The sequence below is a fragment of the Photobacterium chitinilyticum genome (assembly GCF_004104355.1).
Lineage (GTDB): Bacteria > Pseudomonadota > Gammaproteobacteria > Enterobacterales > Vibrionaceae > Photobacterium > Photobacterium chitinilyticum.
In genome coordinates this window covers 164,250-181,700 of sequence record NZ_RJLM01000002.1, presented here as the reverse complement: position 1 = coordinate 181,700, position 17,451 = coordinate 164,250, and the positions used below count along the sequence as shown (strand labels likewise).

The following is a 17,451-nucleotide window of genomic DNA, read 5'->3' as shown; positions in this document are numbered from 1 at the left end:
GCTGATATGTTGTTGATGTCAGCCTCGGGATATGGCTACTTCAATTAAAGGAAGAAACAGCCATATAGTCAAAGTGCGGACCGGCACAGATTTCACTAGGGGATTTAATTGATTTGCGAGCGTGATGTAACGGAATAAATCATTTGCAACGGATATTGACACTATTGCTTGATAAAGTTGTCATTTCATTATGTAATGCGCGTCATACGGTTTTGAACGCTGTTTAATTTGATGGATGGGATGAGATGACAAAGATCGTACTAGTCGAGGATGACCTCAAGTTATGTGAGTTGCTGGCGCACTATTTCAGACAGCAGCAATTTGACGTTGTGACCGTCTCCGACGGAAACTTGGCCACTGATACGATTATTCAACATCAACCTGATCTCGTTGTACTTGATTTAATGTTACCCGGTGTTGACGGGCTGACGATTTGTAGAAACGTCAGGCCGATGGTAAGCAGCAAGATCTTGATGCTAACTGCGAGCGATGATGATATCGACCATGTTGCCGGCCTGGAAATAGGTGCCGATGACTTCGTCAACAAACCCATCAAACCCAGAGTCTTGCTAGCCAGAATCCGTATGCTTCTACGCCGCGGGGATGAGGAGCATACGGTAGATTCTGAACCTGCTTTGTTGGATGAGAGCTTGTCCGGTGATGGAGCAACAGAACGCAACCATGGCAGTTTGAGTCTTAATTGCCGACGAAAGTCATGTTCGCTCGATAACGAAGAGATCTGTCTGACTGATAGCGAGTTCGATCTTTTGTGGTTATTGGCTTGCCGCCCTGATGAGGTACTGTCGCGTGACTTTCTGGTCAAGAGTACCCGGGGGATAGAATATGACGGCCTTGATCGCACCATCGATAATAAAATCGTGTCGCTGCGTAAAAAGCTCAATGACAATCCGGCATTGCCGCGGAAAATAATCACGGTACGCGGTAAAGGATATCTTTTTGTTCCTGATCGTTGGTAGGTGCGACTGATGAAACGGTTGTACTGTGAGTTTTTTATTGGCGTTGCGGTGCTCTTTTTTCTGAGTATTGTTAGTTATATCTATGTCACCGAGGAACTGACACCTGATTACGTAGAAATTGTTGAGATTAACCAAGTGCATAGCGTAATAAGCATTCTGGATAAGGTTGCTCATGATCTGGGCCAACATCGTGCCGATGAGTGGTTCGTTCAGTATGCGGAAGAAAATCAGTTAAGTATTGTTGCATATTCGTGGGAAAGCCCGGAACTCTCGGCTGAGATTATCGATAGTTTGAAGCAAAGACGTATTTATTGCGATGATATGTATAGCTACTTTGTTGTTTACGGTGACGGACGCCAGATTTACAGCATTGCCCCTGATCTATCAAAGCCAATATGGGAACAGATCGATTTCGACGATACATTATTGTGGGTATTCTTCTATACCACGTTTGCTATCTACAGCGCGTTGATGTTGAAGATATTATCTCGTCGGTTTCGTGTTCTGGAGCAAACAACACTGGCCTTTGCCGAAGGGGATTTTGCTGTTAGGGCTTCGGAAAAACCCGGCGATCGGCTGGGAAGCTTAAACAGCAGCTTTAACCAGATGGCAGATAAGATCTCTGCATTGATTACTAGCCATAAACAGCTTACCAATGCCGTTGCCCATGAATTGCGTACGCCGGTGTTTCGGGTGCAGTGCCAGCTTGAAATGCTGGAAGATTTGGGGTTAACACCAGATCAGTTGAATTATGCTGTTGGCATTCATGATGATATGGCCGAGTTAGAGCTAATGATTGAAGAGCTGCTTTACTTTGCCAAGATGGATCGAGCGGTAATTCCACTGAATCTTACCTCGCCTTATATGAGTGAGTGGCTCGACAAGTTGGTGACAAACTGCCAGAAAGAAACGGATATTCCGATTACGGTCAATTATCAACACGAAGAGCGAGCAAGTGTCGATGTGTACCAGTTGACACGTGCTGTGTCGAATATTGTCCGAAATGCATCCCGCTATGCCGAACAAGGCATTGATGTCAGTGTATTCCGCAGTGATCATGAGTTGCACATTCAAGTAGACGATGACGGCATCGGGATCCCCGATACTGAGAGAGAGCGAATTTTAGAACCGTTTTACCGAGTCGGCACCGCAAGGGACCGCGAGTCTGGAGGGCACGGTCTTGGTTTGGCTATTGTGGCACAAATAATGGCTCGCCATCAGGGCAGGATAGAAATTGGCTCGAGCGAATCTGGCGGTGCGCGGTTTACGCTGATTGTGCCGCAGGCGCTTGCCACCGACGAAAGTTCAGCAGGCTCACTTTAGTACCAAGCTTAGTGAAGGGCGATAAAATTGACATCGTCAGCTCTTAGCTGGAGAGATATGAGCCACCAGAAAGAACAGGGTGTTCTTTCTGGAAAATGTTTTTCTGAAACGAGTCGCTAAGTCAAAATATCAGTGAGTATTTTGGCGCTGTATTTATGACTGTACATTATGCGAGGGTTCGGTGAGAAACTGCTCGAGTTTGCGGATCATTTCTGTTGAGCCGGCAAAAAAAGGTATTCTTTGATGTAGCGATGTCGGTTTAATATCCAGGATCCGGCTTGACCCATTGCATGCTTTACCGCCAGCTTGCTCCATAATAAAAGCCATAGGGTTGCATTCATAGAGCAGGCGTAGCTTACCATTTGGATAAGCAGCAGTGCTAGGGTAAAGGTAAATCCCTCCCTTCAGCAGGTTACGGTGAATATCTGAAATTAAAGAGCCAATATAACGCGATGTATATGGGCGATTGTCCTTGGGTACATTCTCTTGGCAATACTTGATGTATTTTTTTACACCGATAGGAAAGCGGATATAGTTGCCCTCATTGGTTGAATAGCAACTGCCGTTTTCACTGATTCGAATATTTTCATGGGAAAGACAAAATACCCCGAGAGAAGGATCATAGGTGAAACCATGAACCCCTTTTCCTGTGGTATAAACCAACATGGTAGAAGAGCCATAAATGACATATCCAGCGGCAATCTGGCAATTACCAGGTTGAAGAAAGTCGCTTTCAGTCGCCGGGGTGCCAACTGGCGATAAGCGGCGATAGATGGAAAATATAGTGCCGACGGAAGCATTTACATCAATGTTTGAAGATCCGTCCAACGGGTCTATCAGAACAACATACTTGGCATTACGGTTTTGTTCTTTGCTGAAAGCGACAACTTCATCTTCTTCTTCACTGGCAATCCCGCATACCTGGGCGTGCGCTTCTAGTGCTGCTTTAAATTTTTCATTGGCGTAAAGGTCGAGTTTTTGTTGTTGTTCTCCTTGAATATTTTCCTTGCCGACGGATCCCGTAATATCAATTAATCCCGCTTTGTTGATTTCACGGTTTACGATCTTGGCTGCTAATTTTATCGAACCCAGTAGCGAAGACAGATCACCACTGGCATGGGGGAAGTCATTCTGTTTCTCGATGATGAATTCACCAAGCGTTTTAATATCGGACATTTCTTATCCTTGAAATCCTATTTTGTTGTACTCGGTACACTAAGAGCAATGTTTAATACATTGATTTAAATTTGTTTTCTATGTGTGCCATTTCACTGATAACAGTGTGCTTGTTTTGTGTTTTATTATGATGCTGAATTTTATATTAACGAATATTCACGGGTTGAAATACGCGTAAGAGGTAATAAGAGTGTTTCTCCGTGTGCACAGGACGATCCCCAAGCATTTTGAGATCGCCGGGCATATTCTAGTGAACACTCAGGAGTTCACATTATAAAGCGGGTTAGGTATATCACTGTAACAATGTATGGCTTTGTATCGATGGCGACAAATACGGACAGAGATGTGTTATAGGTAAAATAAAAAACAGCGTACATTTGTCACCAATGACCTACATTGTCAGAGCAGGATGTTCTTGCGCTGCCTTCAACCGAGAGAGATACCGATGAAAAAGCTCTTTATTGCCACCACGATTGCTACCCTGTTATCTGCCTGTGCGTATCAGCAAAAGCCTGTTGTCGATATGACTAATGTCGATCAGGCGCAATACGAACAGGATTTTTCATACTGCCAATCTTATGCCAAGAGTGTCGATAAAGCTGAGTCGGCCAAAGTTAACGCACAAAACGGTGCGGCATCAGGAGCTGTAGTGGGGGCGGTTGTCGGTGGTCTTGAAGACGGGCTTGCCGGTGTAGCCGTTGGTGCCTTGGCTGGTGGGGCTATCGGAGGGGGAGCGGGTGCGGTATCAGGTGCAAATGATGCCACAGAGGTTCAGGCTAAAGTGCTTCGTCGTTGTTTAGATAACAAGGGCTATGTGGTGTACGACCTTGAGAAGTAATCATTTTGTTTATGGAAAGAAAAAGCGGCTCTACTTTGGCAGGAGAGCCGCTCAGCAAAAGTGGTAATCTGTTTCTAGCCCTACACTAAAAACACTCAACCGAAGCTGAAGTACACTGGAAGCAATGTGAGCAATGTCGTGCCTTCAGAGCAAGAGGGATGAATCTTTTTCCTCTCGCCTGAGTGCCTGTTAATAATAACCATTCTCATTTGAATTGCAAGCAATTTGTTGCGAATTATTTTCATTTATAGCCACTGGCTTGTCTAATCGGCACCTAACCTAGTAGTCAAGTAATTCTCGCTGAAACGAGCATCTTGAGGTAGCTTGGGTATATGATTAATGCTTATTGGCTGGATGGTGTTAAAACCTTGAATCATTTCGATTATAACTTGCTCCGGGTGCTTGAGATATTGCTTGAGGAACAAAGCGTAACGGCGGCAGCATCACGACTGCACCTTAGCCAGTCGGCTGTCAGTAAGCAGCTGGCCAAACTCAGGGAAACCTTTGATGATCAGTTGTTCGAGCGAACGGCTCACGGGTTGAGAGCGACGCCGCGAGCCATGCAGCTGGCACCGCAGTTACGTCAGGTATTGCAACAGCTCGATCAGTTTACTCGCCCGAGCTCGTTTGATCCATCGCTTAGCCAGCGGGTGTTTCGCATTGATTTGGTCGAGACGGCTTACTCGCTCACCTACCCATTTTTTATGCCGGACTTGTTGGCACAGGCTCCGAACATTACTCTCAATAGCCAAACTTGGAATCAAGAAAGTATCGCTAATCTGCTTCGTTGCGACATTGACATGGCAATCTGTACACGGGAGTGGGATGAGCGCTCGCAGCTACATATTAATACGATTCCCGGCGAACTGAATTATATCGAGCTGGTACGTGATCGCCCGGTGTGTTTAATAAGAAAGGAGCACCCACTGCTTCAAGAAACGTGGGATCTGGCGACTTTCCTAAAGTATCGTCATCTCCAGGTTACTTTTGGCGGGATTGAGCATTGGTTACTGGACGAGGTGCTGAGCCTTCAGCACCTGAAGCGTGATATTGCTGTGAATATGACGGATTTCTATAGTGCGATGAGCCTGTGCGAGCAGAGCGATCTTATTTTGTGTGCGCCAGCAAGATATACCGCCAAAATGAGCCAACACTTTGACTTGCTGACGCTTGATGTGCCAGTGATGGTGGAACCGGGAGGCTATGTCTTGTTATGGCATAAGCATTTTGAACTCGATCCCAGTCATCGCTGGCTACGGGAGCTGATCATCAATAATGTTGGCCTTGACGGCTGAGCTCGCGCTGGGCTTGATAAAATTCCGATTTGTACTGTTTGAAGGTTTGTTTTTTGTCTCTGAAGAGCTCAAGTAAGTCGACCGACAAGAATACGCCCGTATCGTCGCTGCCGTAGAAAGAGGCGCCGAGCATGAATTTGGTCTTGAACCTGAGTGCGACTCCCCATCCAAGGTCATCTACGCCGTCGCGATCGGTATACAGTCCGACAACCGATATTCCTGACGGTATATACCACTGCTTACGATTCCAGACATCAATTCCGAGGCCTTCCAGCATTAAGGTGGCCTTGTTCTGGCTGCCGTCTTCGGCATTGCTGACAAAGTCATAGACAAGTCCGGGTCTCAGGAAAATATACTGGTAGCTTGGAGGTGATAAAAGCTGAGGATTAGCAGATGACTGTCGTTGTGAATACAAGCGGTTGCTATTGAACCAAAGTTCCCACGGCATTTGGACTAGGCTGTCTTCCAGGAATTGATCCCATTGCTTGCTGGCATTGGTGTGAACAACTGCTGCGGCGTCAACGTCTTGCAGTGTGAGTAATTTATGAGAGTGACCCAGCAATTGGAAAAAGCTAGTCATGAAACGTGTACAGTCAGGATTATTTTTGTTGCACAGCAATATGGACTTACTTGCGTCATAGTACCCGTCAGGGAGTTCGCGATTGCTGATATATAGTGGCTTTTCTTGAGGGGGAATGTATGGCTGGCTCTTTAGCTGCTTGATGTAGCGGTCAAAGCTTGTTTGACCCATATCTGTGTTGCGGATGAGAACATTGTTTTGTTTTTCTATCGCGCGGATCAACATGTTATTGATGTCGGTATAGTCAGCGTTATCCAATGTCTTCTGTGTGTGAAATTCAATGCAGTAATTTTGCTGGATGGTCTGCATCTCGTTTGCAAAAGGCTTCAATGAGGCATGGACTGTACGTTGTGTGTTTTGATGATGTTTTTCTAGGTTGTCGCAATATTCCTGCTCGGTCTGAGCTGATGCGCTAGCAACACCATAAAGAAGAACAAGATAAATCAGCCATCTGGACATGTGACTACTCCTTGATTAATTGATAGACAGCTTTGAAGGCGGAATAGAAGCGTTGCCAGTCGTTGCCATCAGGTTGTTTGAGTGCCTCAATGAGCTGGATAACCTCTTCACTGGCAGCTACCAGCTTGTTATTTGCTAGGAATTGGCGTTGGGCGATATCAACGCCTTCGCTGTAGTTCGGGCTATTGAAATAAACTTCAAATAATGGTTGATTAACGACAGGGTTCTTGAGGTAGTTGCCGACATCATGCGGGAACTTGGTGGCCAGATGTTCAAGCTCGTCATCGATGTTGGTTAGTTGGGTCCAAAGAGCGCCGGTTGGCTTGTAAGGGCGGACCTTGGTGAAAGGATCGAGTTGATGGTTGACGTTGAAAACACGGTTGGAGCATCCCGTGTCTGACGGGTTGACGACAGTCTGGTCAACGGGAACGATGTCTTCGAGTATCTTGGCTACATTGGCCAGATAGGTCACGCTACCCAGTCGGTTGACGATAGGATTTAGTTTGCCATCGGTAGGATCAATGAGCAGATTTTTGTCATAGAGAATGCTCAAGGCATCGAGAGTGACAGCGGTTCCCAGCGAGTGGGCAATGATATGGACATTGCTGGAACCCCGGCTGCGAATAAGCTGGCTCAGCTGGCTGGTGAAACGAGCCCGGATGGCCTCCCCAAGTAATGTAAAGCGATATAGCACCACATCGAGCCAATGGGTGGTGAAGAGGACTTTTTCGCTTATTGATCGCAGGTCATTTTTAAAGTCTACAACATCATTTATAGCGGCTAGTTCAGGCATTGATGTGGCGGCAGTAATGATATCGCCAAATTCGTTTTTTAACTTTTCTAGATAATTTTCGAAAATGTCATTATAAGAAAAAACGACAATATCAAAGGCGGATTCAATATTGGTGGTGTCTGGGTTGGGATAATAGGATAAGGCCGCATTCAGCGATGTGACGACCTCGGATTTGAATGAAGCCTCGGTATGGTTACCCATACCGTGAACCAAAAATAGAACAGGTTTCATAGGGAGCACCTCACATTGACGGAGACAATAAGAATTGTAGTAAACAGTCTTGGCGTTAATGTATTGTTATCTAGGCGCCAATGATCTTTTCGTCAGGAATGCGAGGTGCATTCAAAATATCTAATGGTAGTCTTAGTGAACAGCGGTAACCGTGATGGGGAGTTTGTTGCTGACAGTGAGCAATGGGGTAACAGTGGTGATACTTTCTTCCAGCCACTTCCATGCCGCTTTGGTCGGGATAAGTACCGGTATCCGGTCATGGTAGGGGCGGCAGATGTTATTGGCGGCTGTCGTTAGGATGACTAGCTGCAGAACGTCGCCAGGAAACCATATCCCGGCCATGTAAAACGGCTTTTCGTCACGGTGGCTAAACAGGTATTTCTGTTTGCGTGGTGCTCCCTCGTCATGCCATTCAAACCAGCCACTACAGGGGATGAGGCAACGGTGATTTTGCATCGCATGGTGAAAGGTTTTTTTCTCGTTGACCGTTTCGGCCTGTGCATTGATGATCTGCTTTTTGGCCCAATCCGGTTTGATCCCCCACTGGGCGTCTTGCTGTTCTACCGAACCCTGCACATAGATAATGGTTGATACATTTTGGCTAGGGCGAAGATCTGGGTTTTCCTCGGCTTTAAAATCACATCCGATTTCGTCGCTAACCATTTGGTTGAACATCGCGCCTGACACTCTGAATCGTCCGCACATGCTGATTACCCCTTCTTCAATTGGTGACCGCCTGATGCTTCCTCGCTGAGTTTTTATTGTTTTCTGGGAACAATTCTAGGAACAATTTTGCGTATAGAAAAAGTATGAACGGTATCGAAAGATCTGCAAACGCAGTAATGAGAGGTAATGTAAGCCCGCCGATCTACGGGCTTGTTTTGATAGGGTTATTGCTTAGCTAGGTCATTGTATAGATAGAGGCTTTACAGCACATCAATGGTGATATCGTCAAAGCGGTATAGCTTTCCGCCAAACTCTTTGATGAATACCTCCGCATCAGCTTGCTGGGCAAAACTGGCCAGTGTCTTGCCCATCGCCCCTTTTTTCTCTGAACCGATCACAAACCATGCTTCCCGGGCGTCGATAAAGTATTCATCTTCCGGACTCTGCCAAGGTGTTTTGCTCATGTCATGCACGTAGATCTCTTTGACCTGACGCTTGTTTTCCGGCTGGAGAACAAAGCTGAACAAATCTCGGGTAGAGCAGAACTTGTTCACCGAATCGGATGACTTGGTATAGTTCTCTCCTTTTGGTCCCGGGAAATTACTGATGATCATACCGCACAGGTGGCATTCATCTGCCTGCTCTATTGCAACGGCTTGTCGCACCATGGCTTGTTCCGCTGAGTCCTGTTCGCTGCAGGCCACGCCCAATACAAGCATTAGGGCAACACTGACAGTCCTTAGTGGGTGTAAACTACGCATTATTGTTTCCTTACTTATTGAATCATTAAACGCTTAATTGATTTGAGTTATTTGCTATTAAAGCTTTTTCTTTTTAAATACCAGAGAGGCGACAGCCAGCGGCGTTACCACCCAGCCAATCATCATCAGTAGCAGGCTTGCGGGTGAACGGCTTTGATCTATTGCAACCGCCAGCACACCGTTAACATCTCCCGTGTCTAATGCGGCAAGGTTGATAAGCCTGAACAAGTCTGCCGGATTGAACATCATCAGCTGTATCAAGTGCTGCTGCGATAGCCCATCTTCGATCCCAACCAAGATAGCCAGTAGCGCTAAGTCAAAAACCAGGACAAAGAAAAACCAGATCATCAGTGCAATACCTGCCGCTTTGGACTTCTCTGATACCGCCAGGCTGATCACATAGGCAATAGCGATAAAACAGAGCCCTAGCAGGGTTGCAGTGAGAATAAACAGGCTAAACGCAGGGATGACAGCAATGAAATCAGACTGTATGGCAAGCAATAAGGCGGCACTACCAAAACCGAGGCAGGTTGCCAGGGTGATGATGGCTCCTTGTCCCAAAAATTTACCGAGCAGCAACTGGACATGGCTGATTGGGTAGGTCAGTAGCAGTAGCAGCGTACCGGATTCCTGCTCGCCGACAAAGCTGTCGTAACTTAAAAGCAGCGCAATCAGCGGGATCAGAAATACCGCAAGGCTGGACAAGCTGGCAATTGTCGAAGACAACGACGCCACCCCGAGTTGTCCGGATGCGACCGAGCCGTAATAGCTCAGCCCTAGTGAAAGCACAGCAAAAATCAGGGTGATAGAAATCAGCCAGCGGTTGCGCAGGCCATCCTGAAACTCTTTAATCGCGACGGCAAAAACAGGATTCATGAGCTGACGGCCTCCGATTTGTTGTGAACGGCAGATTGACTTGGTGCTTCCTGTTGCTCCGGTGCTGCAGAGTCAAAGGCTGTGCTATCGTTGAGATAGTATTGATAGAGCTGGTCTAAGTTGGCCGGCTCGATGTGTAGATCACTCATTTGTTCATAATCGAGTAGCTTACGGAGTACAGCCAGCTTATCGCTCTCGGGGACCCGTAATTGGCTGTCATTGGCCAGGTATTGGCAGAGTAACGGATCATCTTGCAGTTTTGTGCCGAGCCCTTGGGCGTGAATTGTGACAGGCAAGCTGGCCTGTTCGCGTAGTTGGGACAGGGTTCCCATTGCCCGCTGTTTACCGCCCGATAAAATCATGGCCCGGTCGATATGTTGTTCCACGCCTGGCAGGATATGGGAACACAGAATAATACTGGCCCCGTTGCTTTTTAGCGCATCGACGGTTTGATAGAACTCTTTCGTCGCAATAGGATCAAGCCCGACGGTTGGTTCGTCGAGCAGCAGTAGTTTAGGCTCACCCAAAAAAGCCTGGGCAAGGCCCAGCCGCTGACGCATTCCTTTGGAGTAAGTCTTTACCTTGCGTTTCATGGCTGCGGTAAGTCCGACCTGTTCTAGCAGGGCGATGACTTGTTGTTTGCTCACCGACTTTAGTCGCGAGAAATAAGTCAGTACCTCTAGCCCTGTAAGGTGGTCATAAAAGCTGACATTTTCCGGTAAGTAGCCGATTTGGCGCCTGCTGTGCCAGGCTTGCTTGGACTGCGGATCGACACCGAATATTCTTACATCACCCTGGCTGGCTTCGATAACGCCGAGAATGAGCTTCATCATGGTTGTCTTGCCGGCCCCGTTGTGACCGAACAGGCCGAGAACTTCACCCGCATCTAACTGCAAGTTGATGTTTTTCAATGCTTCAACCTGCTGGTAATGCTTGCTTGTATTGTGCAATGAGACAATTGGAGTAGTCGCTTTATTTGAAGTGGTCATAGTAATGCTGTTACCCCGCAGCTCGGTCGTGAATTGGTTGCTTGCTCTCTGTTGTCGTAGGAACCGACATCAGAGGGAAGCTGTCTTTGACACCGGCAGGCTTGAGTACCGGAAATTGCTTTTGTATCCAGCGGAGCATAATAATTGCCGGGCTATCAAGTAATACCTTGGCTTCCGGATATTGCCAGATAAGCTTGTCTATTCCGTCGTTGGGCTCGAAGGGCGTATCACCGCGGCCATCATTGTCTAAATCCCAGCCAAGGTAGTTGCTCCAGAAGTTGCCTACCCCGTCTTGGCTCCATTCCTGTTTGCGATTAGAGACATACTTCACCTGCACCGGATTATTGATGAAGCTGTTGCCGAATACTTTGACGTTCTCTGATCCCGCCGTGAGGTGAACTCCTATCTCGGCAGTATCGATACTGTTGTAGCTAATGGTGTTATAGCCGGAGTTGTAGACAAATAACCCCTTGCCATCGCGACCCATTACCTTGTTCTCGGGTTTGGTCCAGACATTCTTAATTCGATTGTGGCTGATGTCGGAGTAGGTGATAAAGTTCATCAGGAAACCGTAATCTTCGCTGTCGCGGCTTTCGTTGCCACGCACTGTCAGCTTGCGCGAGCTCATCAGTGCGTACCCTGCCCGGGTGTTGTAGGCCAAGTTATCCAAAACTTGGTTGCTGTGGGAGTACATGTAGTGGATCCCGTAGCGAAGGTCATGCATAGTATTGTTTTTCAGTATGTTTTGCTGACTTGCAATGATGTAAAGACCATCACGGGTTTTGCTGACGGTATTGCCGGTAACTTCAACATCTTCAACCTTGGACAGCTGAATACCGTTGCCTCTGTCGGCCGAGCGTAGAGTGGGGTTGCCTTCAACCTCATTCCCTTCGACTTTGATATGTTTTCCGCTCTGTAGCCAGATGCCGAAACCGTCACCTTTTAGTTTGTTGTTGCGAATGATCAGGTTGTTGGCTTTTTTGTCGGAGTAGATACCGGCATTTTGTGCCGTTAAATCGCTGCCCCAGTTGATGATAGTGAGATCTTCTATCAGGATGTTTGAGCTTTTCAGCAGTAGGGCATGTCCCTGTCCGCCTGCGTTGATAGTGGCTGTGTTGTTACCCGTAAGGGAAATTGCATGGCGAAGAATGAAATTACCTTTATATTCGCCAGCGGAGAGCGAGACGACATCGCCATCAGAGGCTGAGTCCAGCACTGCCTGCAAGTTATCGTTGAGCGTTACCTGCACTGTTTTGGCCAACACGACGGGTTGGAAACAGAGCAGAACTAACAGAGCAATTATTGGTTTCATCATCGGCTGTTTAATTTCCTGGGGGGAAAGTGCCAGCCCTGCTGGCACTTTGTCGGTCAGGTTAGCGGATTATGCTAACTGAATCAGCGGATTAAGCTTCAACTAGCATCCGACCACGCATCTCCATGTGTAGTGCGTGACAGAACCAGTTACAGTAGTACCATTGAACCCCGGGCTTGTTGGCAATGAAAGTAATGGATGCCGTTGCCTGCGGACCAATTTCCATCTGCACGCCATGGTTGGTCATACAGAAACCGTGGGTTACGTCTTCCACCATGTCGAGGTTGGTCACAACCATGGTCACTTCGTCACCCAGTTTGACCTTGAATTCCGTGAGCCCGAAATTCGGTGCAACGGAGGTCATGTAGACTCGGACCTTGTTGCCATCTCGGATCACCTTGTTCTGGGTCATGACATCAACACCGTCTTTTTTTGCCATAGCCAGTGTTTCGGCGAAGATTGGATCGTCACGTGTCCATAGTTTCTGCGGCTTGACCTTACTGCGGTGAACAATTATACAGTCATGAGGTTCGGCAAAAGTGGGTCCGTCGTGTACCAGCTTCATTTCGTCACCGGAAATGTCAATCAGCTGGTCATTTTCTGGACGTAGCGGACCGACCGGCAGGAAGCGGTCTTTCGAGAATTTACATAGTGATACCAACCATTTGCCATCGGCATCACGGGTTTCACCTTGTGATGTATGATTGTGTCCCGGCTGATAGTGCACATCCAGTTTCTGGCGGATATAGTTTACTTTTTCGCCGTTGTAGGCCTTGATGGCGTCTTCGACGTTCCACTTGGCAATCTGGCTATCAAGGAACAGGGTGGTATAGGCGTTGCCGCGGTTGTCAAAGGCGGTATGAAGAGGACCGAGGCCCAGTTCCGGCTCTGCGACGATTGTGTCACGCGGCTTGATTTTATCACTGAACAGATCATCAAGTTTATTGATAGCAATAACCGATACTGTTGGCGATAGCTTGCCGTTGGCTACAAAATACTTACCATCTGACGATGTATTCAGGCCATGCGGTGATTTCGGAACCGGAATGTAGCGGGTAAGCTCGGAGCCTTTGCGGCCATCAAGAACGGGCACATCGTTACCGTTGTAAGTTTTGAACTCGCCGGCTTTTAATGCCGCTTCACAACGCGCCAGATTGAATACAACCACATGGTCACGTTCGGCGGTGATCATCTCGCCCAGCGTCATACCCATTTCAGAGTTATAACACGTCGAGGCGAAGTATTTACCGTCGTAATCAGCATCCGTGTTGTCGAGGTTGCCGTCAACCATTACCTGGAAAGCGACTTCCATCTTCTCGGCATCAATGATGTTGAACAGTGAGCGGTAAGTGCTGACATCTTCCAGTGTCGACTTGCCGTTATTGTCCATCGGAATTTCGAACTCACCGTTACAGATCACGTACTTGGTTTCAGGCGCTTTCTGTACCCGCAGGCCGTGGATAGCCTGGACATTCGGGACGGTCAGCATCTTATCTGTTTTCATTACATTACAGCGGATACGGGCTACGCGGCTGTTGGCCTTGTCGTTAATAAAAACGTATTTACCGTTGTATCGACCGTCCGTCATGCTCATATGAGGGTGGTGTGAATCTCCCGCCAGCACATCCGCACTGTCGCCTTTAACACGTTTACTTTCGTTGGTAAGGCCCCATCCGGTTGCACTATCAATGTTAAATACAGGGATACGCATTAATTCACGCATTGATGGCAAACCCATAATACGTACTTCACCGGAATGGCCACCACTCCAGAATCCATAGTATTCATCCAGATCGCCCGGGTGAACAAACGGGCTGTTAGCCGCTTCTGCTGCCTTGGCTTGTGCCATCGAGGCAAACATTGCTGCAGACATTGGGGCAACCGCCGCACCTAGACCGATAGCGGCGGTTTTACCGAAAAATTTACGTCGTTCTTCGTTAGGCAATGTGTCTTGGTTAGATTGCTCTATCAGATCATTGTTCTTGTTGTCGCTCATGGTTGGCTCTCCATACCGTTATTATCTACGCGCCACGGTTATTTATAGTTGTAGGGTCATATACATTCGATGTTCTGTTTTTTGCTCGTATTTCCTCTTTATTCGGTAACAACGACAGGGATATCCAGTTCCGAGCCCCGGCGTTTCTTGCGCGCGAGTTTTTTCAGTGGCGGACATTTTTCATCGTTGTAATAGGTGATTTGGCAATCCAGGCAGTAATGGCATTCACGCATGTTGATCACACCATCGGGCTGGATGGCCTGTATTTCGCATTCTTTCGCACAGGTTTTACAAGGTGTGCCGCAGTCAGGGCGGCGTTTAAGCCAGCTGAACAGACGCATATTGTTAGTTACCGACAAGGCCGCACCTAGCGGACACAAATAGCGACAGAAGGGCTTGCGGTTTATTAGGTTTATCAGAATCAGGAATACGGCCCAGGCAATGAACGGCCACTCCCGGTCAAATTTCAGCAAGAAGGTTGTCTTAAACGGTTCGATTTCTGCAAACTGCTCAGCCAGTGCCAGCGAGTCGAGAGAAATACCGAACAGTACCAGCAGGATTAGGTACTTGATTGCCCACAGGCGTTCATGAACCGCATACGGCAATTCAAATTGGGGTATTTTGAAGTGACGGGCAAATTGGTTGACTAGCTCCTGCAGTGCCCCGAACGGACATAACCAGCCACAATAAACAGCGCGTCCCCACAGCAGAATGGTAACGGCGGCGGCACACCACAGGGTGAAGATTATCGGATCGAGCAGGAAGAGATCCCACGAGAAGTCACTCATGAGCGAATGCAAGAAGGTGAACACATTGACTACCGACAGCTGTCCGCTCCAAGCCCAGCCAATGAATACCACCGTGACCGCCAGGAAGCCATGACGCAGGTTGTGGACAAAGGTTGGGTGGCGAACCAGTATGTCCTGGAAGAACAGGATCATTAACAAGACAGCCAATAAAATGAGGAGTATTACGACTTCGACCTGACGTTCTTTCCATACCTGCTGGGTGAGTGATAATTCAGGTTCGGGGACAATTGCAGGTGGCGTATCGACATATTTTTCCAGCATGTCGTAGCTGCCTTTGAAGCTGGTAAAAAGGCTGTCGACCGGACCGGTTTGTCGTCTTACCAGTAGCTCGAGTTGCCAGCTGGCTCCCGGATCCAGTTCATGGTGAGCCTGTACCCTAAAGACAGACATTTCTTTGAACGACGGTGCGCCATTGATATAGAGATCGGTAATACGGTTGTGGTCGAGATCGCGAAACGAAACTTCGTTCTCACCTTGATGGATTTGTATACGATCGAATATCCCGCCGCGAACATAACCCGAGCCCTTGAACGAATAACCGTTGCCCAGTACGGCAACCAGGTGTTCTCCTGGTTTGAGAGCTGACGTTAACCACTCGTAGTCAGCATCGCCGAACAGGTTGCGCCCGATGGTGGGGACGTCGGCTAAGGCAAAGTAGATCTCGGCGAACATGTCCTGCTTTTCATCAGCCGGAGCGTTATCAATATGTTCGGCATCAGTGCCGACAAAAGCTTCATCTATTTTCTCATTGGTAAGGTAGAGTTTACGGATTGAACCGTCACCAGTGAGCTGGAGCCAGTCTGCTTTTTCAAATTGGTCTTGTAGGATGGTGGATGGAGGTTGAATAATGCTTTGTTGCTTCTTAACAATCCCCAGAGCCTGGGCCACCTTTGTTGCCGCCTTGGTTACGGCCACATTCATGACCATAACGGTTACCGTTGCCCCAGACAGGCCATCAACCGCAACATATCCTTCATTTCTATTACCACCGACCTTGATCCTGTCCTTTACTGACAGTCCGGTGTACTGATCGGCAAATCGCCATAGTTTTTGTTCCGGAATACCGGCCAAAATAATGGGTTCATGATGCTCGAGTACCTTTGTTGTCAGGTAGTTTCCCTGAGGGTCGATAGCAACCAACATATTGACCGGTTCACCCGAGTAGGCCGGAATTTTAGCTATATCATTAGTTTCAAAGGCATAGCCTATGATGTCCTGATCGTTATAGATACGCCAGACCGGGGGGTCTCCCTGTTTGTCATCGATATTGGTTGCGTTAGGGAAGGTTTCTTTGATCAGGGGCATTGGATCTTTAGGTGGACTGACAAACAGTGCACTCGCGGGTGATATTCCCCCCACAAAGAGCGAGATGAACAAGATCACACGTAATATTGCGATGTTAAATAGACTGATTGCTTTCACCAACGAACTCCCGTGCAATCGTGTTGCTCAAGTGGCTATGTATAATGTGGTATTTTAGATGTATCTTTTAATTTATCTTCATGATTAAGATCAATTTATTCACATGTCGTTACATCTATATTGTCGAAATGAGAGTTCTGTTACTTATGAGCTTCGTGCATCAGGCAAATTATTTAGTTTATTAAGCATAGAAAACATGGCAGGAAGTGCTTATTTTAAATGGTGATTAGTGATACGCGGCACAGTCTTTCGATTATTAATAGGGGTTGCATATATCTATCAGTAGCAATGATATGGCACTCTATGCTGGTTTTTGGAAGCTAGTTGGGAAGCGTATTTTTGCTATCTGGCTAAAGAAGTTTATTATTTAACCGAAGTAATACCAGTAACGCCATTGTGGATGGTGATCCACGATCTGCTGTATTGAACGGGTATCAAAAGGAACTGTGGTGATTCGCTTTTTTCAATTTTTAATCGCTATCGCTTTGTTGGCAGTGGCTGGCTTTTTTATCTTACAAAGTGCGCCAGAGCAGGATAATGAAGGGCCTAAATACAAGTTTGTGACGGCTAAGTACCAACCCGAAAGCGAAGAGCATAGAAACTTGTATCTCCATTATTCGAGCTTGGACAACATTCCTATGCCTGTGGGCACTTGGGAGGGGTATAGCGGCAAAGACTATCACTTTATCTTGAAGGTCAATGAGAAGGGCGGGTTCATTCTTTCGGTTAACCCTAACGCCAATGATGACTCTGAAGGAGCGTTAACGGGTGTGCTGAATATTACAGGCCAAGCCTTCAAGGCCCATCATGTGGTCGGCTCGGCAAAAAAGGTCCTCCCTAAAAGTGGTCATATTGTGGTGAAGCAGTACACGGAAACAGAGGTTCATGTTATCCATCCCCAAACCCTTGAAGTGATCCGATTTAAATTGATTGCCAGTTAGTCTATCC

At 47.3% G+C, this 17,451-nt stretch carries 15 protein-coding genes; 5 read left to right on the top strand and 10 right to left on the bottom strand.

The window, feature by feature from the left end:
* Positions 1 to 245 precede the first annotated feature (245 nt).
* Entirely contained in the window at positions 246 to 977 is a 732-nt protein-coding gene (locus tag EDI28_RS07020) for a response regulator (RefSeq protein ID WP_128783144.1), read from the top strand.
* A gap of 9 nt (positions 978 to 986) precedes the next feature.
* The gene (locus EDI28_RS07015; protein WP_128783143.1) at positions 987 to 2,300 is read left to right on the top strand and encodes an ATP-binding protein; all 1,314 of its coding nucleotides are present in this window, start codon (positions 987 to 989) and stop codon (positions 2,298 to 2,300) included.
* A 153-nt stretch (positions 2,301 to 2,453) separates the two neighbouring features.
* Here EDI28_RS07015 and fbp read toward each other — a convergent pair whose 3' ends face one another.
* On the bottom strand, positions 2,454 to 3,476 hold the full coding sequence (gene fbp / locus EDI28_RS07010; RefSeq protein WP_128783142.1) for a class 1 fructose-bisphosphatase: 1,023 nt from the start codon (positions 3,474 to 3,476) through the stop codon (positions 2,454 to 2,456).
* 445 nt (positions 3,477 to 3,921) lie between these two features.
* Here fbp and EDI28_RS07005 point away from each other — a divergent pair, with 445 nt between their 5' ends.
* Complete coding sequence (locus EDI28_RS07005; protein WP_128783141.1) at positions 3,922 to 4,314, top strand: YMGG-like glycine zipper-containing protein; 393 nt, start codon at positions 3,922 to 3,924, stop codon at positions 4,312 to 4,314.
* A 368-nt stretch (positions 4,315 to 4,682) separates the two neighbouring features.
* Positions 4,683 to 5,609, top strand: coding sequence for a LysR family transcriptional regulator (locus EDI28_RS07000; protein WP_128783530.1), 927 nt, complete (start codon positions 4,683 to 4,685; stop codon positions 5,607 to 5,609).
* Here EDI28_RS07000 and EDI28_RS06995 read toward each other — a convergent pair.
* The 9 genes from EDI28_RS06995 to nosR form a co-directional block, all read right to left on the bottom strand.
* Positions 5,584 to 6,648 (bottom strand): hypothetical protein, encoded by a 1,065-nt coding sequence (locus tag EDI28_RS06995; protein WP_128783140.1) that lies wholly within the window; start codon positions 6,646 to 6,648, stop codon positions 5,584 to 5,586. The two genes, EDI28_RS07000 and EDI28_RS06995, sit on opposite strands and share 26 nt — an antisense overlap.
* A gap of 4 nt (positions 6,649 to 6,652) precedes the next feature.
* A complete protein-coding gene (locus EDI28_RS06990; protein ID WP_128783139.1) occupies positions 6,653 to 7,672 on the bottom strand; it encodes a hypothetical protein in 1,020 nt (339 codons plus the stop codon).
* 132 nt (positions 7,673 to 7,804) lie between these two features.
* On the bottom strand, positions 7,805 to 8,377 hold the full coding sequence (locus EDI28_RS06985; RefSeq protein ID WP_128783138.1) for an SOS response-associated peptidase: 573 nt from the start codon (positions 8,375 to 8,377) through the stop codon (positions 7,805 to 7,807).
* A 221-nt stretch (positions 8,378 to 8,598) separates the two neighbouring features.
* Positions 8,599 to 9,099 (bottom strand): nitrous oxide reductase accessory protein NosL, encoded by a 501-nt coding sequence (locus EDI28_RS06980; RefSeq protein WP_128783137.1) that lies wholly within the window; start codon positions 9,097 to 9,099, stop codon positions 8,599 to 8,601.
* Between the two features lie 57 nt (positions 9,100 to 9,156).
* Positions 9,157 to 9,975, bottom strand: a complete 819-nt coding sequence (locus EDI28_RS06975) for an ABC transporter permease (protein ID WP_128783136.1) — start codon at positions 9,973 to 9,975, stop codon at positions 9,157 to 9,159.
* Positions 9,972 to 10,964 (bottom strand): ABC transporter ATP-binding protein, encoded by a 993-nt coding sequence (locus EDI28_RS06970; RefSeq protein ID WP_128783135.1) that lies wholly within the window; start codon positions 10,962 to 10,964, stop codon positions 9,972 to 9,974. The genes EDI28_RS06975 and EDI28_RS06970 overlap by 4 nt, the downstream gene beginning before the upstream one ends.
* A 10-nt stretch (positions 10,965 to 10,974) precedes the next feature.
* The gene (locus tag EDI28_RS06965) at positions 10,975 to 12,279 is read right to left on the bottom strand and encodes a nitrous oxide reductase family maturation protein NosD (RefSeq protein ID WP_128783134.1); all 1,305 of its coding nucleotides are present in this window, start codon (positions 12,277 to 12,279) and stop codon (positions 10,975 to 10,977) included.
* An 88-nt stretch (positions 12,280 to 12,367) separates the two neighbouring features.
* On the bottom strand, positions 12,368 to 14,272 hold the full coding sequence (gene nosZ / locus EDI28_RS06960) for a TAT-dependent nitrous-oxide reductase (RefSeq protein ID WP_128783133.1): 1,905 nt from the start codon (positions 14,270 to 14,272) through the stop codon (positions 12,368 to 12,370).
* Positions 14,273 to 14,370: 98 nt separating this feature from the next.
* Positions 14,371 to 16,503 (bottom strand): transcriptional regulator NosR, encoded by a 2,133-nt coding sequence (gene nosR, locus EDI28_RS06955; RefSeq protein WP_233353302.1) that lies wholly within the window; start codon positions 16,501 to 16,503, stop codon positions 14,371 to 14,373.
* Positions 16,504 to 16,952: 449 nt separating this feature from the next.
* Here nosR and EDI28_RS06950 point away from each other — a divergent pair, with 449 nt between their 5' ends.
* Entirely contained in the window at positions 16,953 to 17,444 is a 492-nt protein-coding gene (locus EDI28_RS06950) for a hypothetical protein (protein ID WP_128783131.1), read from the top strand.
* The last annotated feature ends 7 nt before the right edge of the window (positions 17,445 to 17,451 follow it).